At 43.4% G+C, this 24,403-nt stretch carries 24 protein-coding genes; 8 read left to right on the forward strand and 16 right to left on the reverse strand.

Annotated elements, in window-relative coordinates:
- Nucleotides 1-123: 123 nt before the first annotated feature.
- The 3 genes from ACX9NY_RS07620 to ACX9NY_RS07630 all read right to left on the reverse strand — a co-directional run bounded on the left by ACX9NY_RS07620 (nucleotide 124) and on the right by ACX9NY_RS07630 (nucleotide 5,240).
- Nucleotides 124-1,665, reverse strand: coding sequence for a response regulator (locus ACX9NY_RS07620; RefSeq protein ID WP_472477926.1), 1,542 nt, complete (start codon nucleotides 1,663-1,665; stop codon nucleotides 124-126).
- A 3-nt stretch (nucleotides 1,666-1,668) separates the two neighbouring features.
- The gene (locus tag ACX9NY_RS07625; protein ID WP_472477928.1) at nucleotides 1,669-3,507 is read right to left on the reverse strand and encodes a sensor histidine kinase; all 1,839 of its coding nucleotides are present in this window, start codon (nucleotides 3,505-3,507) and stop codon (nucleotides 1,669-1,671) included.
- Nucleotides 3,508-3,581: 74 nt separating this feature from the next.
- On the reverse strand, nucleotides 3,582-5,240 hold the full coding sequence (locus ACX9NY_RS07630; RefSeq protein WP_472477930.1) for an extracellular solute-binding protein: 1,659 nt from the start codon (nucleotides 5,238-5,240) through the stop codon (nucleotides 3,582-3,584).
- A 194-nt stretch (nucleotides 5,241-5,434) separates the two neighbouring features.
- Between ACX9NY_RS07630 and ACX9NY_RS07635 the strand changes: the two genes are divergently transcribed.
- Nucleotides 5,435-5,692 (forward strand): GlsB/YeaQ/YmgE family stress response membrane protein, encoded by a 258-nt coding sequence (locus tag ACX9NY_RS07635; protein ID WP_074095306.1) that lies wholly within the window; start codon nucleotides 5,435-5,437, stop codon nucleotides 5,690-5,692.
- A 58-nt stretch (nucleotides 5,693-5,750) separates the two neighbouring features.
- Here ACX9NY_RS07635 and ACX9NY_RS07640 read toward each other — a convergent pair whose 3' ends face one another.
- From ACX9NY_RS07640 to ACX9NY_RS07660, 5 genes are all read right to left on the reverse strand, one after another.
- Complete coding sequence (locus tag ACX9NY_RS07640) at nucleotides 5,751-5,924, reverse strand: hypothetical protein (RefSeq protein ID WP_472477933.1); 174 nt, start codon at nucleotides 5,922-5,924, stop codon at nucleotides 5,751-5,753.
- Nucleotides 5,925-6,059: 135 nt separating this feature from the next.
- A complete protein-coding gene (locus tag ACX9NY_RS07645) occupies nucleotides 6,060-7,034 on the reverse strand; it encodes a phosphotransferase enzyme family protein (protein WP_472477935.1) in 975 nt (324 codons plus the stop codon).
- Nucleotides 7,035-7,224: 190 nt separating this feature from the next.
- Complete coding sequence (locus tag ACX9NY_RS07650) at nucleotides 7,225-8,019, reverse strand: SDR family oxidoreductase (RefSeq protein ID WP_342570011.1); 795 nt, start codon at nucleotides 8,017-8,019, stop codon at nucleotides 7,225-7,227.
- 405 nt (nucleotides 8,020-8,424) lie between these two features.
- The gene (locus tag ACX9NY_RS07655) at nucleotides 8,425-8,871 is read right to left on the reverse strand and encodes a GNAT family N-acetyltransferase (RefSeq protein ID WP_472477937.1); all 447 of its coding nucleotides are present in this window, start codon (nucleotides 8,869-8,871) and stop codon (nucleotides 8,425-8,427) included.
- Between the two features lie 511 nt (nucleotides 8,872-9,382).
- On the reverse strand, nucleotides 9,383-9,811 hold the full coding sequence (locus tag ACX9NY_RS07660) for a MarR family winged helix-turn-helix transcriptional regulator (RefSeq protein WP_047843226.1): 429 nt from the start codon (nucleotides 9,809-9,811) through the stop codon (nucleotides 9,383-9,385).
- Nucleotides 9,812-9,977: 166 nt separating this feature from the next.
- Here ACX9NY_RS07660 and ACX9NY_RS07665 point away from each other — a divergent pair, with 166 nt between their 5' ends.
- The gene (locus tag ACX9NY_RS07665; protein WP_472479234.1) at nucleotides 9,978-11,288 is read left to right on the forward strand and encodes an amidohydrolase family protein; all 1,311 of its coding nucleotides are present in this window, start codon (nucleotides 9,978-9,980) and stop codon (nucleotides 11,286-11,288) included.
- A gap of 225 nt (nucleotides 11,289-11,513) precedes the next feature.
- Here the strand turns inward: ACX9NY_RS07665 and ACX9NY_RS07670 are convergent, their stop codons facing one another.
- The 8 genes from ACX9NY_RS07670 to ACX9NY_RS07705 form a co-directional block, all read right to left on the reverse strand.
- Nucleotides 11,514-12,425 (reverse strand): RCC1 domain-containing protein, encoded by a 912-nt coding sequence (locus tag ACX9NY_RS07670; protein ID WP_472477940.1) that lies wholly within the window; start codon nucleotides 12,423-12,425, stop codon nucleotides 11,514-11,516.
- Nucleotides 12,426-12,811: 386 nt separating this feature from the next.
- Nucleotides 12,812-13,180, reverse strand: a complete 369-nt coding sequence (locus ACX9NY_RS07675) for a YhjD family protein (RefSeq protein ID WP_339233825.1) — start codon at nucleotides 13,178-13,180, stop codon at nucleotides 12,812-12,814.
- The gene (locus ACX9NY_RS07680; protein ID WP_339255430.1) at nucleotides 13,164-13,532 is read right to left on the reverse strand and encodes a YolD-like family protein; all 369 of its coding nucleotides are present in this window, start codon (nucleotides 13,530-13,532) and stop codon (nucleotides 13,164-13,166) included. The genes ACX9NY_RS07675 and ACX9NY_RS07680 overlap by 17 nt, the downstream gene beginning before the upstream one ends.
- On the reverse strand, nucleotides 13,529-14,746 hold the full coding sequence (locus ACX9NY_RS07685; protein ID WP_253442607.1) for a DNA polymerase IV: 1,218 nt from the start codon (nucleotides 14,744-14,746) through the stop codon (nucleotides 13,529-13,531). The genes ACX9NY_RS07680 and ACX9NY_RS07685 overlap by 4 nt, the downstream gene beginning before the upstream one ends.
- 210 nt (nucleotides 14,747-14,956) lie before the next feature.
- Nucleotides 14,957-15,397 carry an acetyltransferase gene (locus tag ACX9NY_RS07690; protein ID WP_472479236.1) on the reverse strand — a complete coding sequence of 147 codons (441 nt, stop codon included), beginning with the start codon at nucleotides 15,395-15,397 and terminating at the stop codon, nucleotides 14,957-14,959.
- A gap of 196 nt (nucleotides 15,398-15,593) precedes the next feature.
- Entirely contained in the window at nucleotides 15,594-15,962 is a 369-nt protein-coding gene (locus ACX9NY_RS07695; protein WP_472477943.1) for a DUF4180 domain-containing protein, read from the reverse strand.
- 13 nt (nucleotides 15,963-15,975) lie between these two features.
- The gene (locus ACX9NY_RS07700; RefSeq protein ID WP_472477945.1) at nucleotides 15,976-16,398 is read right to left on the reverse strand and encodes a GNAT family N-acetyltransferase; all 423 of its coding nucleotides are present in this window, start codon (nucleotides 16,396-16,398) and stop codon (nucleotides 15,976-15,978) included.
- Between the two features lie 41 nt (nucleotides 16,399-16,439).
- Complete coding sequence (locus ACX9NY_RS07705; RefSeq protein WP_472477947.1) at nucleotides 16,440-17,021, reverse strand: TetR/AcrR family transcriptional regulator; 582 nt, start codon at nucleotides 17,019-17,021, stop codon at nucleotides 16,440-16,442.
- A gap of 199 nt (nucleotides 17,022-17,220) precedes the next feature.
- On the opposite strand from ACX9NY_RS07705, the gene lpdA reads away from it, so the two are divergent.
- The 6 genes from lpdA (at nucleotide 17,221) to ACX9NY_RS07735 (ending at nucleotide 24,301) form a co-directional block, all read left to right on the forward strand.
- Entirely contained in the window at nucleotides 17,221-18,606 is a 1,386-nt protein-coding gene (gene lpdA, locus ACX9NY_RS07710) for a dihydrolipoyl dehydrogenase (protein ID WP_472477949.1), read from the forward strand.
- An 84-nt stretch (nucleotides 18,607-18,690) separates the two neighbouring features.
- Complete coding sequence (locus ACX9NY_RS07715; RefSeq protein WP_339255422.1) at nucleotides 18,691-19,113, forward strand: HlyD family secretion protein; 423 nt, start codon at nucleotides 18,691-18,693, stop codon at nucleotides 19,111-19,113.
- Nucleotides 19,097-20,245: an ABC transporter permease gene (locus ACX9NY_RS07720; protein WP_342570000.1), complete on the forward strand. Its 1,149-nt coding sequence runs from the start codon at nucleotides 19,097-19,099 to the stop codon at nucleotides 20,243-20,245. Before ACX9NY_RS07715 ends, ACX9NY_RS07720 begins: the two co-directional genes overlap by 17 nt.
- Before the next feature lie 127 nt (nucleotides 20,246-20,372).
- Nucleotides 20,373-20,936: a GNAT family N-acetyltransferase gene (locus ACX9NY_RS07725; protein WP_342569998.1), complete on the forward strand. Its 564-nt coding sequence runs from the start codon at nucleotides 20,373-20,375 to the stop codon at nucleotides 20,934-20,936.
- 40 nt (nucleotides 20,937-20,976) lie between these two features.
- Nucleotides 20,977-22,707 carry a sensor histidine kinase gene (locus ACX9NY_RS07730; protein WP_472477952.1) on the forward strand — a complete coding sequence of 577 codons (1,731 nt, stop codon included), beginning with the start codon at nucleotides 20,977-20,979 and terminating at the stop codon, nucleotides 22,705-22,707.
- On the forward strand, nucleotides 22,685-24,301 hold the full coding sequence (locus ACX9NY_RS07735) for a response regulator (protein WP_342569996.1): 1,617 nt from the start codon (nucleotides 22,685-22,687) through the stop codon (nucleotides 24,299-24,301). The genes ACX9NY_RS07730 and ACX9NY_RS07735 overlap by 23 nt, the downstream gene beginning before the upstream one ends.
- Nucleotides 24,302-24,403: the final 102 nt, after the last annotated feature.

A 24,403-nucleotide genomic window follows, 5' to 3' on the forward strand; every position in this document is an offset into this window, starting at 1 on the left:
TCTCCCAATCCATACGTATTAAGGTAATCGCTTACATAAGGGATATCTTTATTCTATCGAATAGGTTAATTTGCTGAAAAGGTACAATTGTTTTTGTGGTATCCCATTTTTTTGGCTTTTGATTCAATCTGCCTTCTGCCGCATCATCTGTCGGTACTCAGTGGGTTGGATCTGCATCACATGTCGGAACGCACGTGTAAAGCTTTTATAGCTTTCATATCCAACCATAGCAGCCACCACAACAATTTTATGATCAGTTTCGGCGAGAAGCCGCCGCGCTTTATCCAGACGTACATCCCGTAGGTATTCAGCAAAACCTTTACCCATATTCTTCTTAAACAGATTTGAAAAATAAGCATAATTAAGCGATACATGATTGGATACCATCGCAAGATCCAGCGGTTTATGGTAACTCTCGTGTATAAAACGAATGGCTTCATTAAGATCGTTCGAATGGCGATAGCTGCATTTATAGTCATAATAGAACTGATTCAGCCGAAGCAGCTGCTGTTGTAGTGCTTGTATATAATCACGCATCCCTGGATAATCAAAGAGATTACGCAATGATTCAAGGTCCAGCGCTTCCTCCCCCATATAAGGGCGGATAACTCGTTCGTATTCCTCCATCATTTGAATGGTGGCTGCGCAGAGCTGCTGGGTATAGCGAATAGGATAGCGTTGCAATACCTTTTTGTGAAATAGTGCAGAAATACCCTGAGTCATTATTCCACTGTTATCTGTTCCGATTGACTGGAAGAGTTCATATAAGTCTTCATAGGGAAGTTGCCACTGCTGCTCCATATGCTTAATATGTGCTGGGAAGATACTATACTGATCAGGAAACAGGTAACTGTGGCGATAGAGCTCAAGCACTTGGGTATAGCTGTGTGGTAGTTCTTTTAACCCCTGAATCGGGTTAGTCATGGCTGTTATGGCATCGATCTTTCCTTCCTTGAGTGCTGCAGAAAAAACACTTGGATCTATGGACGCATCCACCGCAAGGATCAGGTATGGGCGATGTTGCAGGCAAATACAACCTTGTCTGCCGAACACACGATAAGCAATGGCTTCCATGCTATGGACGCTGCTGGCTCCGGGCTGCTTAATGCCAACTTCTTCCTTCAGCAGGGCTAGGCGATAATTACGCCATAATACATCATTTTGTTCCTCAATCTGAAGAATCCATGTATCATCACTTAACGCACCTTGCATAAACATTCTTAATTCTTTACTCTCGGTCTCTTGGGCGAGACGGGATACATGCTGCATATTATGCGTAAGTGCCTGCCGTGTCTGGATCTCTTGCCATATATGCTCAAGGGAATTGTGCAGATCCTCTCGTTTCAAAGGTTTTAGCAAGTAGCCCTTTGCCCCAAGTCCGATCGCTTTTTGAGCATATGTAAATTCACTATAACCGCTGATAATGAGGTATTCCACATCCATGTATTCCTCTTTGCTTTGAGCCATGAGTGCCAACCCATCCATATCCGGCATCCTAATATCGGTAATAACGATGTGAATGCAATGCTGCCGCAATAGGCACAGCGCCTCCATCCCGCTCGCGGCACAATATATGTTGTTCAGCTTCAGAGGAAATTGATGCAGCATGGCCTGCAGGCCGTCACGAATGTGTTTTTGATCGTCCACAATCAGGATATTCATCATGCTCTACCACCCTCCAAGATTTTCATTTTCCCAAGGCAAGCGTATCGTTACACAGGTATATTCGCCTTGCACACTATCAATCCAAAGACCGCAATTCTTGCCATAATGAAGCTGCAACCGCTTATTCACATTTTCCAAACCAAGTCCGCTCCTGCGGGTAACCATCGGCGTATCCGATTCGCTTCGCAGTACTGCCTGAAGACGTTGTAACATCGCAGGCTCTAACCCTTCTCCGTCATCTTTTATGTTAATGAATAGTAGACAGTCATTCTCCACAGAAAACGTAATTTCTATAGATACGCTACCGCCTGAAGGTGCTCCGTGATGAACTACATTTTCAACGATGGGCTGCATACACATCTTGGGAATGGCGTAGCGAAGTATCTCCTGCGGAAGATCTGCCGTCATAATGATATTGCCACCTTCCATGAAGTTGATAAATTCAATATAACTTTGGATGTTGGCAAGCTCGTCACGAAAAGCAACAGTATCGCTGCGCCACTGCATGCTGTAACGTAGCTGGGAGCCGAGCGACACCAATGAATTGGCTATAGCAGGTTGCCTCTGTACCTCTGCCACCATTCGAATGGATTCCAGCGCATTATATAAAAAATGGGAATTGATCTGCGAATGCAGAGAGTGTAACTGTGCGTTTTTGGCAATTACCTGCTTATCCACGACCTGTGTCATCAGGCGTTTGACTTCATGTAACATTTTATTATAATTCACCGCCACCTCATCGATTTCATCTCCTCTTTCGTTCTCATCAAGGCCTGTATCAATCATTGCATCCAGCTCCCCTTTCCGTACCTGACGCATTGAAATGAGTACGCTGTCCAACCGCCGGAAAATACGCCGCGTCGTTTGGGATACAAGTAGCATAATCAGCAGTAATACACATAATGTAATCGTCACCACATATGCATACCAACTGCGTGGTCCCTTCATCAATGCCTGATGAGAAGCGATATCGACCACATAAGTGTTCAACGGAGCGATGTATCGATACAATACATAGTAACTCTGATCTCCCACCCGGACCTGAAGCGGGCTTTCCTGCGGCGATATATCGAGCTGACGATGGATACTGCCGAGGATCTCCTCCAGCCCCAGCCCGTACTTCTCCGAAAACTCATGCTGGGGGTTGTAAACATACTGGGGAGAATCGCTTGCGTTCATCAACACCGAAAAGAAGCCCCCCTTGTTCTCTTGTAGCAGGTCGCTGAAAAACATGCTGTGGGGAACGCGCACTTCCATAATGCTAGGGCGCTTTTGTTCCTGCCCTTGAAGGCGAACCAGACGATAGTAGGATAAGGTGTGCTCACCATCCCTAAAAGAAAATAAGCGGTAAGCCGCACCGCCTTCATCCCGAAGCTTTACCCAATAATCCTGTGGCGAAAATTTCTTGTAATGATAGATTTCAGGCCAGATTTCATACAAGTTTGGGTTATCGACGTAAAAATTAAGTTCACTGATCATTGCATTACTTTGAATGATATTGAGCATTTGCTCAAACTGGTTTTGCTTAAACTTCACCAGGCGCAGTCCATCCACAAGCATATTGGAATGAATAAAATCCACAAAGGACTTTTGAGTGAGGGCTGTATTGGAAGCGTTCTCAATCATGTCCATTCTTCTGCGCAATTGTTCATTCAGCCATGTAACGTGGCTGTTGCCTGTCGCCATAGCGTCCTTATATAGCTGGGTTTCTTGCATGCGGATATACACAAAGGATATCAAAATAACAGGTATGGCAATCATCAGGCTAAATGCGAGAAACAGCTTTTGGGATATACGGGCATTGCGATAAAGCTTCCTCAATCTCGTCAGTAGGTATTTCATTCGGATGTATTCACCACCTTTGTTATACCGTATATTACTAGTTATTATGTCGGTAACAATGTATTAGGGAATGGTTATCTGGCTATCTTGGATTTTCGCAGTTCCAGTTCAGCTTGGCGATATTCCATTACCTGGTTAAAGCCGTAGTTCACACGACGTATCAGAAAATTTTCGAAAATTTTGTCAAAGGCAGCTTCATCCTTCGCTGTAATCAGTTCTGGCAGCACCTCTTCCCAATTCTGAGAAATACGTGACCAGGCTAATGCTATATCGGAATCCCCTACAGGATCGAGTCCCTTATAGATGCCGCTGTCCAGATCGGCGTGTTGGTTAGCGAACGCCTCCATTTGCTTAATGGACGGAGTATGCTCGGGTCTCCACGGGTTGACGAAAGCAGGGTTTCGCAGCATCCAGTAGGTATCCATAATGCCATATTCCTTTTCCAGCCGCTCCCGATCCGTGTCATACAACTGGACCATTGCCGCTGTCAATCGGGGTTTGCCATTCTCCATCGTCCAAGTTTCACCTTCTTTGCCCAAAAATAAATCTCTTTGGCCTTCTTCGCTGGCCAGATAGGTCAAAAAACGGATGGCTCGTTCAGGGTTTTTCGTGGATTTGCTGATCATCGTAACCATCCAGCCATCCATGCTGCCAGGGAACATTTTGGCGGATTCTCCCCTGCTGCTCCGGGGTCCATCTACAGCAATATAGGTTGAATTTTGATTCGTAAGGACTTCCAATTTCGAATTGAGGTCCGATATGTCTGTCCATTCCCGAATCATCATAAAATATTGGGCATGGCTGGTTTTTTCCTGCACCTGTGCACTGGAGTCGACCAGAAAATCAACATTAATCAAGCCCTGCTCGTATGCAGTACGAAATGTTTTCAGCCACTCGATATAATCGGGATCTGTCATTCGGTCGTATACCTTTCCGTTCTGTTCATGGGGGATCGCAAGCAAATTTTGCAAGTATTCGGTCATTCCATAGGATGCATTTCCCTGTGCCCAAAACGGACTGATTAGTTGGCCTTTATAAACCGAATATTGATTCTTCAACAATCGCAATGCATTAAGAAAACCTGTCGGCGTGCTAAGATCCGGTTTGCCCATCGACTCATACAGATCTTTACGTACGAGAAAGGTTTGGTTTGCTCCCGTCAAGCCGGTTGAACGCATCTGTTCGGGACTGTACGCATCATTGGGAATGACATAGGTATGACCGTCCTCCTGCCGATACCATTGTAGAGCACCATCATCTGCTACCTTGAAAAAGTAAGGATCATACTGGTTGGCCAGCTCATCCAGGGCATAGATGAGATGACTCTCTCGAAGTTTGATAACCGCACTCTCCCAGGAGCCAATGGTTATCAAATCCGGCAGACGATCGGTCGTCAACATCCGTGATAACCTCTCGCTTGGTTCACCAGTTAATACTTCAAATTCGATATTGACCCCTGTTTTTTGGGTGACATATTTGGAAGTCAGACTCTCACCCCAAGTGTGCCCGTACCATTCGGCTCCAACGAACCACGTTAGATTGACGGGGGTGGTATCTAGCTTCCATGACGGTTCTTGCACATTCAGATTAAAATGCTGGCTATGCTCTGTGAAGTCAGCATTTGTCGTAACACCCCTATCTTCCGCTTGCTCTGACTTGGAACAAGCAGCCAAGCCCGACATCAGACACATCATCAACAAGGCTATAATAAAAGGACTTCGAAATAAGAACATTTAAGTGCCTCCTTTCTATACTGGCCATCTTCAATCCCTATCTGCACCAGCATTCATACCTAGTGGTGGTACAACCGATTTTACTATCATTGGATTAAAATGGAAATGCCTTCATGATCGATTCTCGGATCATCCGCAACATTCCCCCTAATAAAACATAACTTGTAATAATTCAATGGAAGGGAGACCAATGCGTGTATCTAATCTGGATACTTATTGTCGGTGGGCTAATTGGCTGGTTAAGTGGAAATCTGATTGGACGGGACGTGCCGGGAGGCGTACTCGGGAATATCATTGCTGGTTTTGTTGGATCTTGGTTAGGGTATGAACTGTTGGGACCGAGGGGGCCGGTGGTGGGTGGATTTCATATCATACCCGCGATCGTTGGCTCAATCATTGCTCTCTTGATTTTCTATGCTCTGGCCCGTGGTGGAGCGTTCCGAAGACGTTAACAGGCGGAGACGTAAACCTGTTGTATATTGGATAATCCTGATCAGAGATGCTGCGACATCAGCGACTTTCATCAAAAAGGCCCGAACCGATAATCTTAGAATGATTAACGATTCGGGCCAACATCAATAATAATCCTTCCATCGTTATAGCTGACTTGAAAAATATCTTCTTGATCCAAGAATTCCGTTTGAAAGCAATAATTCCTGGTGAAAAATCTATGTCATCAAACATAATTATGCCCCCCTCACGTTTGCTAGCGTATTAATGAAGAAGTCATCCGGATCGGTTTGAGTAAATTGGTCGTGAGGGCAGCCGATTAATTTGGTCGGCTGCTTCTTAGTTTTTTGTTAAACTATAATTTCGCCGTCAGTTCAATAAAAAATTTTCACCTTTAAGATATTTCCTAAAATAGTTCTGAATAACTGATGGGAAATTTTCCGCTAAGGATGGTTGTTCATTTGAATTTAGAGAGTGGAATGCAAAAGTCCTAATTATTGACCAAATAAAAAATGCTTCTAATAACTCGAAATAATTCTCTTGTAGTTGATTTACTTTGCTATACGTTGAAATAAATACTTTCCTATTCTCAGATGAAAGGTGCATAAATGTTTCAGCCATATCAAATAAATAAAAGCCATAGCCACAATTGGAAAAATCTATGGGTCGAGGAGTATCCTCATAAAAAACATAGTTACTCTCATGAAGGTCAGAATGAATAATTCCCCAGTTACTTGGCAAACGTTTATGATTTTGTATCACATTTGCTATTTTATGGGCTGACTCCTCCACATAAACAAATACCTCACTTGAGATAAGCTCCAAATTTACTAACTGTTTTAATTGATTAAGTGATGAATATAAATGATCAGAATTGTATATTGGTCTATTAAAGCCTTCAGGTGGATTCCACTGCATAGAATGTTTATGGAGAGCCGCCATTAAGAGAGCCAAATTTTCAGTTTCATTACTTGTTGGCTCTCTTCTAAGCACACTTCCATGAATCCAATGATGAATAGTCACCATGATTGTATTTTCGCTAAGATCAGTTGATATTTCTGTTACCAGATCACCTTGAAAATTTCTGACAGGGGCAGGTACGACGAGATTTGTATCTTTAACCAAAGCTTCAAGCCAAATAAGCTCTGATGCAACATCCCCTTTTGAATGAATGGAAATCGTTGAGATATGGATTTTGATAAGATACTTTTGATTATCATCGTTGGTCTGAACTTGAAATGTAACATTATCATTCTTTCCGAGATACACAAGTTTTTCCCAAATGATTGGGTATCGATGTAAAGCTTCTTTCGCTACCTTCGCATAATCTTCCTCAGAAAGCATAGTATCCACTCCAGTTAATGTGATTTTTACTCCACAATTCTACCAAGCAGACTTTATCTTCTGGTGATAAAAATTGATTGTAACTAAACTTTACTGCTCAGTAATTGAATAAAGCCGCCGATCCTGTTGATCGGCGGCCTTCTTTGATTTTATGGAACTATTGTTTCCCTTGAGTTAATGAACCGTCTGGCTAATTAAACCCACCTCGAGAATGGATGATTTGTCCGGTGATCCATTGGGAGTCATCGCTTGCCAGAAAAGCAATCAGGCGGGATACATCTTCAGGAAGACCGATCCTGCCCATCGGAAATCCCGGTAGCAAGGCTTTTTTTACTTCTTCTGACATCCAACCCGTATCAGTAGGACCGGGATCAACCGCATTCACAGTAATGTGAAACGGAGCCAGCTCAGCAGACAGACATTCGGTAAAGGTGGAGACAGCGCCTTTTGTTGCGGCATAAGCGAGATTGCCAGGCATCGGCCCCTTACCCTGACCGGATGTAAGGTTGATGATCCGGCCACCGCAAAGGACCTGCCGGCCGGCCAGTTCAGCCTCCAGCATACGCGCAAATTCGGCCGATAGCATGAACGTGCCTCGAATGTTCATAGCGCAGTGCGCATCGATCAGTGATGCATTCAATTGACGGAAATCAGCTGATACGCTGTACGTAGCGTTGTTGACGAGAATAGTCGGCAGCCCGACAGCCGACCGGCACGCATCAAGCACTCGCGCCGGAGAAGCGGGATCGGTAAGATCGACCTCCATATGCGCTGCCTTAATGCCATACGAGCGAAGTTCTTCAGCGAAGAGATCCGGCCAGTTCTTGTCGGCATCTCCCGGATTCTCTGTCTTATCGTAATCGTACAGATGGGTATAGAACACATTAGCGCCTTCTTGCGCCAACGTGCGGCAGACGGCGGTTCCGATCCCACCAGGGCGGCTTGTGCCTGTCACGATAGCCGTTTTTCCATATAGTTTGCTCATTTTATTTCCTCCGTTTAATAAGGGAGGGAGAAATCCATTTTTCGTTGGAGATGGAATTCCTGGGTAAAACAAAAAACGGATACATCAAGTATCCGCGCCCGGGTTTGATCAAACGGTTCCTCGCGTCCCTTGAATGATTGCAGATCGGCATCACAAACGAGGCGTGTGGTTATAACCAAAACACCAAGTCGAGCGATCCAGTTTAGATAATCATTACAAGGAAGTCCACATTGTCCAGCGAGTCCCCTTTCCTACATCTCCACTTCAAATATTACGAGTCAGACTCAATTACTGTCAAGATAATAAATACGTGGGATTACAGTTCCAGTGAATATGGTTGGGTGGTCAAGCATCCAGCTAACCTGCAGACTGTTTCTTTTTGGACTGTAAATTGATATTCGATTTTTACAACTTCAATTCATATCGTATATCAGGTAAATTCTCTTCATTTTCTTGTCCTCTACCAGTGATTTCAAAACCATTATTCTCATAAAATCTTTGGGCATTTTTATTAACTTCAAATGTATATAAAGTTAAGTTTCCAGTTGCTTGTGCTTTTGCTTTATTAAGCAAGGTTCGCCCTATTCCATTCCCTTGATAATCAATATGAATATAAAGTTGGCTTATCTCAGTTTCACTATAGGCAATCATTCCAACTACTTTTTCATCAATTAACGCTAAATCTATTTGATACTGTTTAGATAGGATATGATTTAAAAAATATAGATGGTTTTCGAAGCTATGGGTTTCAGCCTGGCCAATTGCCCGTTCCTTGCTATCTCTCCACATTTTCACGGTATGTTCAGCATACTTGGGATTATAGTTAGTTACTTTAATTTCAATTTTTTTCATCAATATACCGCCTTAAATAGAAAGATTTCAAATGATGAAGTATTTACTCTATTCAGTGCCAACTATCTTCATCCTATTATTTCCTTTACATATTTATAGCACTCTTGGACTAAGTTATGTAAATTATTCGAGTCTAAACATCAATAACATTCATTCTATAATTATCCCTGATTTGAAAAATATCTTTTTGATCCAAGATTTCCATTCCATTGTAAGAATAATTCCTGGTGAGAAAGCAATTTCATTAAACATGAATTATGCTCCTCTCACTTTTGTTTTAAATATTGCAGTTTTTGTATGTCTCATAATCCAAACGACCATCCCCCGGTGGAATACCGAGTAACGGTCGTAGCTTAAATCTCGCCTTTTTGTCTACTTTGACAGGGTAATGATCATAAATAGTGACTTTTACTTTTACTGAACTAATGTTCTTGTCCTTATCCAATTTTTTCTAAAGATTATATTAAATCAGTGTTCCTATGGCCCCCAGTTACCTCTGCATGCTCATCTGTTATATGCGTTCATTAATTCTGATCAATAATTTCTTTAAGATTTGCTTCTCCTCGTCATTTAGGGCTTGAACAATTTCATCCTCTACTTTTTGAAATGAGTTATTAAAGTCTTCAATCAAGTCAACCGCTTTTGGTAATACATAAATATTTTTTTGCCGTTCATTATTGGCCGGGATTTTCCGTTCGATGAAACCTTTTTGCTCTAGACCTTGAAGCATGCTTGTAACACTTGCCCCACGCAGATGAAACCGATCTGCAAGATCCTTTTGAATAATATGATTATCTTGATTCTCATAAATATAATCGATTACTTTTCCTTGTTGAGAACTTAATCCTAACTCTTTTATACTTTCATCCGCTCTTTTCTTTAACTTAAGACCGATAATTTGAAACAACTCCATATAAGGCGTATCTTCTCGGGAATGCATGACCGTCCATCGTCTCCTCTCTAATTGTTAGGAATCTAATTGTAAGTAGCTAAAATATACAGTGATCCCAATAGGCTTGTCAAACGATTATTAGACTATTGACTGTTAGATACCTAACAGTTATACTGCGAATTGTTCAGTCACAAACACATTAGGAGGATTTATGATGGAGAAATTAAATCAGAATGCTGGGTTAGAAAAAATTACTGCGATTACGAATGTACGGATCTTTGATGGATATCAAATCATTGCTCCCAGACATATTGTCATTAAAGGGGTGGCCATTATTTCAGTGGGCGGAGACATTCCAAGCGACGCAACAATTATCGATGGAGAAAATGCGACATTAATACCCGGCCTGATTGATGCACATGTCCATACCTCAATTGGCGGATTACGGGATGCCTTAAAATTCGGCGTTACAACAGAACTCGAAATGAACGGCGACTTTACTAAAAGAGGGCGCGAAATTCAGCTAAAAAATGTCGATGACATCGCAGACGTCCGATCTGCTGGTACGGCGATTACCGCTCCTGGTGGGCACCCAGATGAATTACTGCCTGATGGAGATGAAATACCTGAATTCGTATTAAAGGAACTGGAGAAGTTATCGGAGGAAGACCGGGAAGCCATGTTGGCCGCCTACGCTCACGATCACGACGAAATACCTCAAGTGACGACGGTTGAAGAAGCGATCAAACATGTGCATACCCAAGTGGAGAATGGATCCGACTATATTAAGATCATGATTGAAGAGGGGACGGTTATGGGTGCACCTGGCCTGCCTGTTCTAAGTGATGAGATCCTAAAAACAGCCGTTACTGAAGCCCACAAATTCGATAAGTTGGTTATTGCCCACGTTTTGACGGCTCTTTCATCGAAAGCAGCCATCGATTTTGGAGTCGACGGTTTGGGGCACTTGTTTATCGACAGACCCGAGTACACGTCCGAATTGGTCAAATCCATAGCTGATTCTGGAGCTTTTGTTACACCGTGCTTGGTGTTGAATTCATCGATTATAGGTAATCCGGCATCGGAATTGGCTAATGATCCACGAGTTCATTCCAAATTAAGTCCAGATTGGATCGATATCTTGAACTCAAGCTTCAATACGTTCCCACATGGAAATATGGAGAACAGCTTTAAAAATGTGATGGATCTTCACCGTGCCGGAGTTGATATTCTTGTAGGGACGGATGTCGCACCGGTTCCCGTTCCGAACCTTGGTGGCCTTGCTCATGGGGCCAGTGTTCACCACGAAATGCAGCTGCTGGTGAAGGCTGGGTTCACTCCGATCGAAGCTCTTCAGTCGGCTACTTCCAAACCGGCCCGTTGCTTTGGTCTACATGATCGTGGCCGGATTACCGAAGGTGCACGTGCTGATCTTATTCTCATAAACGGTGATCCGATCACTAATATTTCAGATACATTGTCAATCCAATCCGTGTGGTTCAATGGTTCGCGAAAACTAGGCTAAAAACTAGAAGATTATATCTTCCTAATTGTAAAATCACTAAGAAGAGGGAATGCAAAATGCAGTCCCTCTTCGACTTTAATCTACCCTCCCCCTCTACTTAAGGAGCATACAGCTTTGGATTCAACGGGACTTTGGTTTGTCTCCTACTGAGATGGCAATCCTCTTTTGCAGTATAAATAGAAAACCCATGTTATCTTAAAAGACAGCACGGGTCCTGAGAGTTGTTCAATTCGTTTCCTTGTTGAAATGATATTGTTGGATGTTACTCCATCCGCTTACATCACATTGTGCATAATCATTATCACCCACAGCAACCATCGTACCATCCGATTTCAATCCAATTGTGTGGGCACAGCCCGCTGAAATAGCTCTAATGTCATGCCAGCCCCTTACGTCGCATTGTTGATGTTTATTAGAACCCACAGCAACCATTGTACCGTCAGACTTAAGACCAACGGTATGATAACTTCCCGCTGCAACTGCGACAATATCGAGCCAACCGCTTACGTCGCATTCCCCTTCATGATTTCTACCCGTAGCCACTACCTTGCCATCCGATCTAAGCCCAACCGTATGAAGATACCCTGCCGAAACAGCCAACATGTCGCCCCAGTCGTTTACGCTACATTGGTTATATTTATTGTTACCAACTGCTGTTACCGTACCGTCTATTTTTAGACCAACTGTATGCCAGTCCCCCGTCGTGACCGATATAATATCATGCCAGCTGCTCACGTTGCATTCCCCTTCATTATTTCGCCCCACCGCAACCACGGTGCCATCTGATTTAACCCCAACAGTACGGCACCAACCTGCTGAAATGGTTACGATATCGCGCCATTCGCTTACATTGCATTGATCATGCTTATTCCAACCTATAGCTGTTACCGTACCATCAGATTTAAGACCAACGGTATGAGCATTACCTGTGTTCGTAGCCATATGAACATTACCGGCATCAACGGCGACGATATGGGACCAATCGCTTACATCACATTGACCGTATTTATTATCACCCACGGCTATGACTGTTCCGTCAGATTTAAGAGCGACGGTATGACGGCGACATGCCGCTACAGTACAGTTACGGAACCCTTCTGTCTCAAACACTGCTACCTTCCGTGAATTGTAGTCCATAACTTTCCTCCCCTCCACCCATTAAAATCCTCCGTTGTTCAACGGTGAGTCACCAATGTACTACTCTTATTCAACGTTGTATTATAATACTCCTGGCTGTCAAGATAACGGAACCATGCCGTGCTATCCAGACCATTCCTCTGAAGGATAAATTCTTGTTTCGGGTCGGAACAATATGGATAAATATGTCTATCTGTATGTAACTGAATCGTGAGTTCTCTCATTTTATATGGTTAATATGCCAATCACAAAATTTAAGACAAAAAATACCGACCCTTCAATTTCAAAGGTCGGTTTACCCAAAATCGGGAGAAGAAAACAATGGTTATAGCTGTATTATATCCACCCTATGCCGTTATATACCGTATTCTGCTCTAACTCTATGTTTATCTTGGCATATCAGTAATATCAACGCTCATATGTTCAGTAAGCATTAAGGTCACATCCACTTTCACTTTGCTCCACAATAGAGTCATTTTGTGAAGGTAACCTCTTACCGAATAATTTACTGTTAAACTCAGCTCGGATCTCTCCTCTTCAATGATTTTTATATGATGTTCCTTTAAACTTTGTTTTGACTTGTACATCTCTAAAGCAATTTTCTTTTGAGTACCGTCCAGGTAATCAATATACACCGATTTCATCTTAAAGTTTGAAGCGTATATTTTATGCTTATCTACCTCCAGAGCACCTAAAAGATACGGAAGCTCAACCAGCCTCTTGACGAGTGCAAGTTCCTCAGAAGTTTGTCTCACCGTACACACCTCCTCCTTCTTCAAACTTTACAGTGACCAGTTGATCAAAATCGACCCATTCAAATCCATTATCCATTTCAATTTTTATTTTTTTTCCAAAGGCACTGACTGAAGTGACGATCCCGTGTATATACCGATTGCCTGACTCATGAAATACTTCAAAGGTGGCTTGCAACGTATAGTTGAGGGACATATCTATATGTTGAGCAATAATCTCCCACTCATCTTCATGAATCAGAGGTTTCGCTTGAACATGAATTTGAGTACGATGCTGTATAATTCGTTCTTTATGTTGTGGAAGCATCATGCGGCTCGATTCCCATAATCCATTGGCCTCCAGTTTTTTGCTCATTTGTAATGCCCCCCAATTTTAGATGCTCGATCGATCGCTTGGCCCGCAGCCGTAATGGAGCTCGCTCGAAGAATGGCAATGTCGCCATATCGATCCTTGATGTTGTCCATCACCTGATCAATGGCTCGTTTCTGCTCTTGATCATCGAAGAAAGATAGTTGATATGTATCCGCATTGGATAATTGAGATAGGGATACGCCTACACGGCGCACAGGTTGCCCATCCCAATGTTGATGGAATATGCGTTTGGCTATTTTGCACACATCAACGGTTATGTTTGTAGGATCAGACAGTTTAACCTGCCTGTGAAAACCCGTTGGGTGATCAAAATCTGCTCCCGATACACTCACAGATATGACACTACCCATCAGCCCCTTTTTACGGGCTCTTCTGCACACTTCTGTACAGATATCGAGAATAACCACTTCAATCTCCCATGCTTCTGTGAAATCTCTGGGCAGGGTCATTCCGTTTCCGATATCCTTTTGTGTATTGTGTGTGTTGACCGTTACCGGCGAATTGTCGAGTCCATTGGCAACCCTCCAGATGACTTCTCCATTAACACCCCATTTGCTTCTTAATTTGGAAAGAGGCGTATTCGCCAGGTCTTTAATGGTTCGGATACCCATCTTCCAGAGATGTTTTTCCATTCTTGAGCCAATCCCCCACATATCGCGGATGGGCTTATCTCCAATGTGAAGATGTAACTCCTCTTTCTTTAAGTGAAAAATGCCACCTTCCGCTTTTTTAGCAATCATATCGCAGCACAATTTACTGATAATTTTGTTTTCACCAATGCCCGCTCTGGCGTAAACCCCTGTTTCGTTATAGATTTTGTCTTGAATTTGTTTGGCCAAATCGATTGGATCATTACCAAATAAATGCATAGACCCTGTAAAATCAGCGAATAATTCGTCTATACTGTATGGCTCAACCAGATCGGTGAATTCCTCAATAATGGACATGATTTGGGTGGAAACTTCAATGTATTCTTGCATGTGAGGTCTGACAATGATCAGTTCAGGGCACTTCTGAAGAGACTGCCAGAGTGGTTCTGCGGTAGATACCCCCTTAGCTTTGGCTAATGGACAAGCGGCAAGAATAATGCCAGAACGTCTTGCTGGATCGCCTGCAACGGCGAGAGGTCTATTTTTGTATTGGGGCATTTTTGCCTTTTCGACTGAAGCATAAAAACTCTGCATATCAATGAGCATGATGGTTCGCTGCTTAGTCCACACTGAAATCACTCCTGTACATTTAAGAACGTATGTTTGTATATATTATAAACCGAACATGTGTTCTTTATGCAAGAGGTAAATATTTATATTTGGCATAGGACCAAGTGAAGGATTCAGATCATACTAGGTTACGCCCGCAAAAAAAAGTCGCTAAATTAGCGACTTCAACGGGAACATTCTTATCCTTTATGAAATTTCCAGATGCAATAGCGGGAACGGATTACCAGAACCATCGAATTCGGAGCGTCCGATCTGTACAAACCCCATTTTGCTATAGAATTGTGCAGCTCCAGGATTCTGTTCGTTGACATCCACCTTTAGGTGGCGTCCTTTGATCTTGATGGTATGTTCGATCAGCAGACGACCAACTCCCTGTCCATGCTGACTTGGATCGACGAATAACATCTCAATAAAGTTATCTTGCAACCCGATAAAACCGACAGGCTGATGTTCTTTATCTAGAGTTTCCCACACCTCGACTTGCCGTTCCTGTAATACTTTGCTTACCACATCCCGATAGAATTGAATGTGTTGTTCCTCCAAAAATGTATGTGTTGCTCGAACAGCTCTCTCCCAAATCTGAACCAGTCGTTCCTGATCTTGCTCCCGATATGACACAATATCCATCTCAATCTCTCCATCTCTCTTTAGGGCGTGTCTCAAAACTCGCTGAAGTGCATCTTTCACCGCCTTTTCGCCCCCTGCTGCGTCACTTTCCCTTGACGTGCCCCGGCACGCCTGCAGAAAACTTTCTTGCTTGGAACGAAAATTCGGCAAAATCTGCTCCTTTCGGAGTTTTCAGACACGCCCTAGTTAATTTAAATCACTGTTTCTTGCTTAGCTTTTCAATAGCCAGTTCTTCCTCTGTTACGAAGAATATATCGTTCCCCATGTTGCTTTCATAGATAAAATCTCGAAGACTTTTGCTGGTATAACCGGAAAAATCACCAATAATCGCAATTTTGGTCTGGTAATTGATGAACTTTTGCAACACTTCACCTGCCAGCCGTGTTTTCAGATCAAAAAACACTTCACTGACAGCAGATTTGTTAACTATAATACGGTGACAATCGGCTTCATATCGAACCGTAGCCATAAGATCGATAGCGGATTGAACATCGGTAATTAATTCTTTATCACTCGTAACGTAAGCAATAAATACTCCATTTTCATTTATTTTTCTGATATTCATGTCTTCTTTTCCCTCATTCCTTATATTGAAGAACCCAATATCTTGATCCAGGTTCACCTTCTTCTACAATAGCTTTCCAGCCTTGCTTTTTATAAAATGTGAGTGCTTTATGATTATCCGAGACACATTTTAATGTGACAGGCGTTCCCAGTTCGACCACGGATTGCTGAAGTAACTGCTTTCCCACCCCTTTGCCGGCAGCACTTGGGTGCACAAACAAATTATGAATAAAGCGGTCAGGTACATATAGTGACGCAAATCCAAGTACTTGATCGTTGTCCTCTCCCAAAAGAATCTGTTCTTCCGATGTATCCCGGTCAAAATCTTCTAGACTCATCTCATCGGCATTGGCCCAGTGAAAGCTCTCCCGCCGGGAATCCAAATAAATATGTCTCAATTGTGGATAGTCTGCAATACGGGCTTCTCTAATGATCATCCGATCATTCCCCCATTTCCTCTGTGTCATCAATGTCGTTGTTACCTGGAGCCGATCTTTACCATTTGTTTGGCCTGCACACGACCTGCCTGTAACAAGTCATCACTGAACTTCGCATCACTAACTGCCCGTGCCAGTGCAACGGTACCTACCATACTGCTTACCAACGCATAACCATCAGCGGTATTCATCCCAGCCATAGTTGTAATAAACGCGATAAAACGTTGCAACTCCTGCGTGTAAGCTTGTCGAATATCCTCCGATAGTTGGGAAATCTCTCCCGATAAAGCTGGTAAGATACAACCGACTTCTGTCTGATCTCGGTGCAGGGAGCTTAAATAAAAATCAATGACAGCCTCAATCGACGTCAGATCTTCGTTTTTGTTTTTGTCTGCAATGCTCTGTAGCATTGCAATGGTATCACTAATGGCGAAATGACAGGTCTCCATCACAAGCTGATCTTTATTTTCAAAATGGGAGTAAAATCCCCCATGTGTCAGTCCAGCACCTTTCATAATATGTGGAAGACTAATATTCCGCACGCCATGGGTTCGAAATGCTTTGGCCGCACTGGTAATAATATGGTTCCGAACTTTGAGCTTGTGCCCTTTTGGATAAGGCATCCCTACTTCTCCCCCTTATATAAGTCTGTATCTGTGAGTGTATTTTAAAATATTATAGTTATCATATTATTTAATGTCAATTCATATATCACCATCTTCAGCAAAGGGAGAGTGATTATAAATGGAGTATTGACTCCCTTAAAATATGATGACTATAATATATTACGATCATCATATTTTAAGTTTGGAGGTACGAATCATGAATTTATTAGAAGTCGTAGATACGCTGGTCATTGGATCAGGGCCTGGCGGTTATGTGGCTGCTTTACGTTCGTCACAACTAGGCATGAAAACAGCCATTGTAGAGCGCCAACAGATGGGAGGTGTCTGTACGCATGTAGGCTGTATTCCTTCCAAAGCGCTCATTGCTGAAGCGGAGCGTCTTCATATGCGCAGACAATGGGGAGCTGTTGACGGAGCTTCTTCTTATCAGGAGGCTCAGGTGTTCAAGCAAGCTGTGGTGGATAAGCAGTCTGGAGGGGTTCGGTTTTTACTCAAAACGGCGGGTGTGACTGTTATCGAAGGAGAAGCTAGATTAACTGATGCGAATATCGCTGAAATATATCACGCTGAACAGGGGGCGCGTCGAATAAGCTTTAAGCATCTCATCCTGGCTACCGGTTCCCGTCCGATTGAAATAAGCTCTCTTCCTTACGGCGGACGGATTCTCTCTTCCACTGAGGCGCTATCGCTGCCCGACATACCGGAGCGTCTCGTTGTGGTTGGCGGCGGTTATATTGGCGTGGAACTGGGTCAGATGTTTGCGAGATTTGGAACTAACGTTACGATGCTCGAGGGCGGTGAACAGATTTTGCCGGGATTCGAAGCAGAGCTTGTTGCACCTGTCGTTCGTCAACTGAAAAAGGACGGGATAACCATCTTAACCGAAGCTAAGGTTACAGGGGCAGACCAATATACGAGTCACATCGATCTCCACTATATGCGTCAGAATGAACACCATGTTGTTCAAGCTGACTATGCATTAATTACGGTGGGCAGGAAACCGAACACAGATGGAACCTTGGGTCTCGAACATATAGGTCTGTCCCCTACTCCACAAGGCTTGATCGAGATTGACAAGCAGTGCAGAACATCCATCCCGCATATCTATGCCATTGGAGATATTGTTGAAGGCCCTGCTTTGGCTCATAAAGCTTCCTATGAAGCAAAAATTGCAGCAGAAGCTATCGTGGGTAAACCCTCTGTCATCGACTACAAAGCTATTCCGCTCGTTGTGTTTTCTCACCCGGAGATTACGAGCGTTGGTCTTAGCGAAGCGGCATGTAAGCAAAAATCAATTCCTGTTGTCGTTGGCAAATCTGTTTTCTCCATTAATGGCCGTGCACTTGCTCTGAAGGAAACCGAAGGATATGTCAAAATCGTTGCTCACGCTGAGTCTGGCCTTGTATTGGGTGCACAGATTGTCGGGGCTGAAGCATCTACTCTTATATCTGAGCTTTCCCTTGCGATTGAGATGGGAGCAACAGTAGAAGATATAACCATGACCATTCATCCGCATCCAACGCTAGGCGAAATCATCATGGAGGCCGCAGAACAGGCCCATCAGAGAATGGAAAGAAGGTAACCGGAGTCGTTTGATTACGGTTGGAAAGTTGTATGTGAACGAATTCATATCATAAAGAGAGTAATTAGATAGGGAGAGATTATCTTGAAGACTAAATGGAGATTATATATCATCATAACTTTGATCATTATTTTGGCAGGCGGTTTGTTGATCGCGAAGGGGACAGACGCCGTGAGTCAGGCTGAAAGTAAAAAGCAGGGAATATTGAATACGGAACCTAACACTGAAGGGTTTTATGTTGATCTGTATATTCCAGAATCACAGATTAACCAGCTTCAGGCAGATCAAAAGGTAAACGTTCGTTTTCCATATCTGGAGAATCTTCTTGTAAAGGAAGGTGTGGTTACGTCGATCGCCCCCTCTCCTCAATTCGCCAATCTGCGAATGACGCGGGAAAAAGGCCAAGCAGATCTAAGTATGTTTCTGATCCGGATCTCTATTCCAACAAGTACAGATTTGCTTCCGGGAATGACTGCGGAGGTGCAGCTTGATGAAATCACTGGCTGATGAATGGAAGCACATACGCGGGAGTAAGTGGATCATTATTATTTTTGCTGCCCCTCTAATTGCCGCTGTATTTTTCGGGCTTATGTTCTCCCGCAATCAGTTGAGCGAAACACCGGTTGTCGTTGTGGATGAGGATCACTCTTCCTATTCAAGGCAACTTATTGAAGAAATCAATGCTTCTCAATATATGAAAGTCACAAATGTGTTTGCCAATCGCCTCTCTCCGGATACGCTGCTGGCGAACGAGAAGGCAGTGGCAGTCATTTTCTTGCCGGAAGGAATAGAGCAACGTAAAGACCAGGGATTGCCCTCAAGTATCGGGGTATGGATGGACAACACCATGCCTTCTAGCCTGAGTGGTATTCGGCCTGCAATTCAAGAAATAATAACAACCGAAAATATGACGCTTGCTGTATCACGTCTTGCTCAAACCGGCATGGACATCGAATCAGCAAAAGCTCTGGTATCCCCGCTGTCTCAAGCGCAGCGCATGTTATATAATCCCAATTCAAGTTATATTGGTACCATGGTGATCGGATTTGTAAATATCATTATACTGATGCTCACGACGGGTGCAGCTGGCGCGATCGCTCCCCGTCTTCGGCAAGAGGGTAAGCTTATATCTGAGGGGAGTTCCCCCTTCCAGCTGTGGATTCGTGTCTTGCCCTATGTGATATTAAGCACCTGCTCTTCCCTGCTCAGTTATGGGATGTTAAAACAAGTGGGACATATGCGATTTGAAGCGGCACCGTATGTCTTTATCATTCCTTTATTGCTGTATTCGATGGCATTATGTTTGCTCGCGATGTTACTCGGTTATTCTGTTCAAAACGTGTCCAGGGTTGGTGCCAGAATGAGCTTGATCCTATATCCATCATTTCTGGTAACAGGTATTCAACTGACGCCGCTTGCATTTCCAACATTTTTTCAGGTTACAGCATGGGGTTTGCCTATGAATTGGCTCAATCGTATGATTCGTGGAATGGCCTTTAGACACGGTGAGTTGACTTTTTATAGTGTAGAGCTAGGAGCCTGTATACTGATTATTGGTTTGGCTTCATTAGGTATAGGATTATTCCTGCGAAGAGAATCACAGGTGCTAACGTCAACCCTTGAAGCAAAAGCAGTTTAGATTGGACAATCGCCGTAAGCCTGTAAAAATAATAGGCTACGGCGATTTATGTTAGAATCAAAACCAGAGAAATGAAGCCGCCACCACCTGCAAGAGAACATTACACAGAAAAAGTGAGGTTTATGATATGAAGAAATCAAACGAAGTATATTGCGTGACTGAGCGCCTTGTTATTCGCAATTTCATTTTGCAGGATGTACATTCGTTCTATCACTACCGGGCTAATCCAGATGTTTCCCGTTTTCAATCCTGGGAAAATTATACGCTCCAAGAAGCTGAAGCATTTATTAACAAACAAATAGTACATTCCCCTAACCAGCCCGGGACCTGGTTCCAATACGCCATTGCTCTAACGGAGTCGGATCAATTAATCGGCGATTGTGCCATTCATACACGTGCAGATGAACCTCAGATTGTCGAGCTCGGATTCACTCTTGCACCTGAATTTCAAGGCAAAGGATACATGAATGAGGCACTTTGTGCCCTGATGGACTATGTATTTGGCGCTCTAAATAAACATAAGCTGATCGCTTTTGCCGATGTAAGGAACACCAAGTCGATTCAAGTGTTAGAGCGATTGGGCATGAGACGTGAAGGACACCTGCTCGAAAATTACATGTCCAAAGGTTTCTGGATAGATGAGTTTCAATATGCAATGCTGCAATCGGAGTGGTTGAACAAACAACAATAAAGCTGGAGATGATCGTTCTTTTTCTACAGGAGGAAATGACATGTTGAAGGAAAAGTATGCCACAGAGAACGGCTCTATTTTTCGAAAGCTGGCACTCGGTCTAGTACTGATGTTTATGCTGATTGTACTGATCTTCTGGTGGATCTATCGATTAAATGTGGAAGATATTCAACGAGAGTTAGAAAAGAATAAATTGGGCGAAGTGCGATTCATGTCCTCCCAGCTATCAAATCAATTTGAACAGGTATTAATGAATGCGCTAACATTATCAGAGGATCAATCCGTCAGAGGTTATACATATGTTCTTCATTACGGAAATGATTTTGCTAAATACAAGGCCAAGCTGGAGCTCATTGAGAAGCTGGCTTTAAACAGTGCTTCCACCTCATGGAACAATACCATTATTTTGTATTATCCGGATCATAAGGACACGGTATCTTCTGATCCACAGTTCTCGTTTCGATCATTCTCCATGTCTCAAGACCCGCTCGATCAATGGATATTACATATGAACAAGGATGGCACAGGTTATTATTCACATCTCACCAAGGGACATCGAGGGCCGATGTATATCGAGATCAGGATCTCATTAGACGTCTTGCAGAAAATGATGTCTGATTATACATCCGGAACACCAATGCTGTATGATTCCCATTTTCAAACAGCCATTCGCGGTTCAGGCTCCCTTCAACTTGCCCAGGCGGATGCTCAGGTTGTTCCACAGCTCAGAAATGACAGTGGTTTCTTTGAAATTGCCTTTCAGGACAGGAATTACTTCATCACGTATATGAAAGCACGTATTCTGGATTTATACTTTATCGACTATCATCCAACCAATCAGCTTCAGCAATCCATTTCACGTAACAATACGTTGTTTGTGCTGGCACTTGTGGCCCTGCTGCTTCTCTCGCTTTTGTACATCATGGCTCTGCGTAATCAGATTCAACAACCCATTATTCGGTTGCGTAAAGCGATCGACCGGTTTGACCGTGGAGATTTCTCCAGCCGGGTCGACGAAACTCAGATTCTGGAATTCAAAATCCTGGGTCGATCGTTCAATCGAATGGCTGAGAATACGCAGACATTAATTGAACAAGTCCTTCTTGGCGAGCTTTCTGTCAAAGAGGCCAGACTCAAGCAGTATCAGGCTCAGATTAATCCCCATTTCCTATACAACTGTCTCAACTATATTCAGAGCAAATCGAGTGTAAAGGATTATGAATCAGTCACAGCCATGACCTTGGAACTGGCTTCCTACTGCCGTTATATTCATCGTATTGAAGATATGGATTCCACGCTAGGTGAAGAGCTACGTTTTGTGAATCATTACATGTCGATTATTCATATGCGAAAAAAAACGATTACTTTTGATATCGATGTACCCAAAGAGCTTCTCTCGGTACGTATCCCTCGTATGATTTTGCAGCCACTTGTTGAAAATGGGGTCAAACATGGGATTGAACCCTCCATGGGTCCAGGGCAAATTACGATTCGCGCGGAGCAGGACCAAGAGGTCATCCGTATCATCGTTGCAGATAATGGTGTGGGCATGCCCGAAGAGCGACTGTCGCTGATCTGCAAACACATGGATGAACTAACCCGCCCGGAGGAACAGATCGGAACTGGAGTTCGAAATGTCAATCAGCGAATCAGACTCACATATGGCAAACGGTCGGGCTTGTCCGTTCAATCTGGCCTATATGAAGGTACCCTGTGCATGATTACGATACATAAGGAGGATATTGCAGATGCATCAGATTCTGTTGGTTGACGATGAATCCTATGTGATTGACGATCTTGAGATCTCATTTCCATGGGATGAATATCGGATTGAGCGTATTCACAAAGCATATTCCGGAATGCAGGCCTTATCCATTCTGGATGAACAGACCGTAGATATCGTGATTACGGATATTTCAATGCCGGTGATGAACGGACTAGAGCTGATTCGGCAGATCAAGGCGGCTAGACCCAACCTGCCCTGTATTTTGCTTACCGGTTATGCCGAGTTCGAGTATGCGAAAGAAGCGACCAAACATGGGGTTGTTGAGTATTTGCTAAAACCGCTAGATGTCGAAAAACTGGCGGCATGTCTGGAAAAGACGGTACTTTCCATTGAGGAGCACATTCGCAGAGCCTTGTCCTATGAACAGGCGATGAACTCGTTTCGCGAGCATCTGCCTTCGTTGAAGGACAGGCTGCTGAATCAGTTGATTGAAGGTAATCGTTATGCAGAAGATGCTTTGAACGACAAGTTGGCACACTATCATCTGCCCTTCCATGCCGAAGATGAAGTTCAACTCGTTCTGGTACGGCTAGAAGAACATTTCACCAGGCATACGACGAGCAGCCTGCAACTGTTTGAATACGCTGTGACCAACATTGCATGTGAGTTATTTAATACAGCTTTTCATACCTGGCATTGCAGGGATCGTTATGATTATCTGGTTTTCTTGTTGAAGGTAAGTCACTGTAAGCAATTGCCGGCACAGGATCAGATTGAGGATCAGAATCAGGGTCTCACGCATATTTCCCTACAGCTGCATCATAACGTCAATGAATATCTGAAAGGTGGCATTTCCGTTATCCTGAGCCAAAAGGGTAAACTCCAGCATGATATCCGTGACATGTATGAGCAAGCCCTGTCCGCTCTCAAAAAGCAGGTAGGTAACGGTACAGGGTACTTCCTTTCCCTTCAGGAAAGCTATCGTCCCGTATCCATTCGTTCCTTGCATATTTTATATGAACCACCAACCTTCAATCATTTGCTTGAAACAGGACAATGGGAAGTATTCAAAGAACGTCTGCACCGAATTGAGGCAGGTTATGGCATGCTGCCTGAACAAACCGAAGAACATCTGGACGAGATTCAGATTATATTGTTGTCAGCCTTTCATTACATTGCCCACAAAAATCAAGCGCTGTTATCCGATCTGGCCGGAAACGAATGGGTTCCACGTGTGCCTTTTCGGTCCGTATCCCAGCTTACAGATTGGGCCGAGAACATGCTTGATCGACTGCGCATGAAGCTGGAAGAACAGTCTTTAGGTGAGCAACATGACGTCATTCATCAGATCAAGACGTTTGTTTCCGCCAATCTGCACTCCCTTAGCCTTCAATCGATCGCAGATCATGTATGTTTGCATCCGGTTTACGTCTCCAAGCTGTTTAAACAATTTCAAGGCATCAGCTTGAGTGAGTACATTTTAAGTGTCAAAATGGATCTTGCTCTCTACCTGCTTAACCACTCGCAGGATAAGGTATATGAGATTTCCGATAAACTGGGCTACGCCAACTCCCAATACTTCATCAAGGTGTTTCGCGATAAATTCGGTATGACGCCCCAGGATTACCGGGAGCAATAAAGCAGATTATCATGAAGAAAGTTAGCGTAAAACAAAGTAAAAAACCGCACTACATGTATACAGGTAAATAAAACTCCTTATACATGTAGTGCGGTTCGTTTT

Source organism: Paenibacillus sp. CB74 (genome assembly GCF_055687625.1).

What these genes read in the sequence shown, in the direction of transcription:
- ACX9NY_RS07735 (WP_342569996.1), top strand. Translation starts at nt 22,685, where the DNA reads ATGCATCAGATTCTGTTGGTTGACGATGAATCCTATGTGATTGACGAT.
- ACX9NY_RS07665 (WP_472479234.1), top strand. Translation starts at nt 9,978, where the DNA reads ATGGAGAAATTAAATCAGAATGCTGGGTTAGAAAAAATTACTGCGATT.
- ACX9NY_RS07705 (WP_472477947.1), bottom strand. Translation starts at nt 17,021, where the DNA reads ATGCCTTATCCAAAAGGGCACAAGCTCAAAGTTCGGAACCATATTATT.
- ACX9NY_RS07655 (WP_472477937.1), bottom strand. Translation starts at nt 8,871, where the DNA reads ATGAAAAAAATTGAAATTAAAGTAACTAACTATAATCCCAAGTATGCT.
- ACX9NY_RS07640 (WP_472477933.1), bottom strand. Translation starts at nt 5,924, where the DNA reads ATGTTTGATGACATAGATTTTTCACCAGGAATTATTGCTTTCAAACGG.
- ACX9NY_RS07660 (WP_047843226.1), bottom strand. Translation starts at nt 9,811, where the DNA reads ATGCATTCCCGAGAAGATACGCCTTATATGGAGTTGTTTCAAATTATC.
- ACX9NY_RS07620 (WP_472477926.1), bottom strand. Translation starts at nt 1,665, where the DNA reads ATGATGAATATCCTGATTGTGGACGATCAAAAACACATTCGTGACGGC.
- ACX9NY_RS07695 (WP_472477943.1), bottom strand. Translation starts at nt 15,962, where the DNA reads ATGAATATCAGAAAAATAAATGAAAATGGAGTATTTATTGCTTACGTT.
- lpdA (WP_472477949.1), top strand. Translation starts at nt 17,221, where the DNA reads ATGAATTTATTAGAAGTCGTAGATACGCTGGTCATTGGATCAGGGCCT.
- ACX9NY_RS07670 (WP_472477940.1), bottom strand. Translation starts at nt 12,425, where the DNA reads ATGGACTACAATTCACGGAAGGTAGCAGTGTTTGAGACAGAAGGGTTC.
- ACX9NY_RS07630 (WP_472477930.1), bottom strand. Translation starts at nt 5,240, where the DNA reads ATGTTCTTATTTCGAAGTCCTTTTATTATAGCCTTGTTGATGATGTGT.
- ACX9NY_RS07700 (WP_472477945.1), bottom strand. Translation starts at nt 16,398, where the DNA reads ATGATCATTAGAGAAGCCCGTATTGCAGACTATCCACAATTGAGACAT.
- ACX9NY_RS07725 (WP_342569998.1), top strand. Translation starts at nt 20,373, where the DNA reads ATGAAGAAATCAAACGAAGTATATTGCGTGACTGAGCGCCTTGTTATT.
- ACX9NY_RS07625 (WP_472477928.1), bottom strand. Translation starts at nt 3,507, where the DNA reads ATGAAATACCTACTGACGAGATTGAGGAAGCTTTATCGCAATGCCCGT.
- ACX9NY_RS07680 (WP_339255430.1), bottom strand. Translation starts at nt 13,532, where the DNA reads ATGAGCAAAAAACTGGAGGCCAATGGATTATGGGAATCGAGCCGCATG.
- ACX9NY_RS07685 (WP_253442607.1), bottom strand. Translation starts at nt 14,746, where the DNA reads ATGCTCATTGATATGCAGAGTTTTTATGCTTCAGTCGAAAAGGCAAAA.
- ACX9NY_RS07720 (WP_342570000.1), top strand. Translation starts at nt 19,097, where the DNA reads ATGAAATCACTGGCTGATGAATGGAAGCACATACGCGGGAGTAAGTGG.
- ACX9NY_RS07690 (WP_472479236.1), bottom strand. Translation starts at nt 15,397, where the DNA reads ATGGATATTGTGTCATATCGGGAGCAAGATCAGGAACGACTGGTTCAG.
- ACX9NY_RS07730 (WP_472477952.1), top strand. Translation starts at nt 20,977, where the DNA reads ATGTTGAAGGAAAAGTATGCCACAGAGAACGGCTCTATTTTTCGAAAG.
- ACX9NY_RS07645 (WP_472477935.1), bottom strand. Translation starts at nt 7,034, where the DNA reads ATGCTTTCTGAGGAAGATTATGCGAAGGTAGCGAAAGAAGCTTTACAT.
- ACX9NY_RS07650 (WP_342570011.1), bottom strand. Translation starts at nt 8,019, where the DNA reads ATGAGCAAACTATATGGAAAAACGGCTATCGTGACAGGCACAAGCCGC.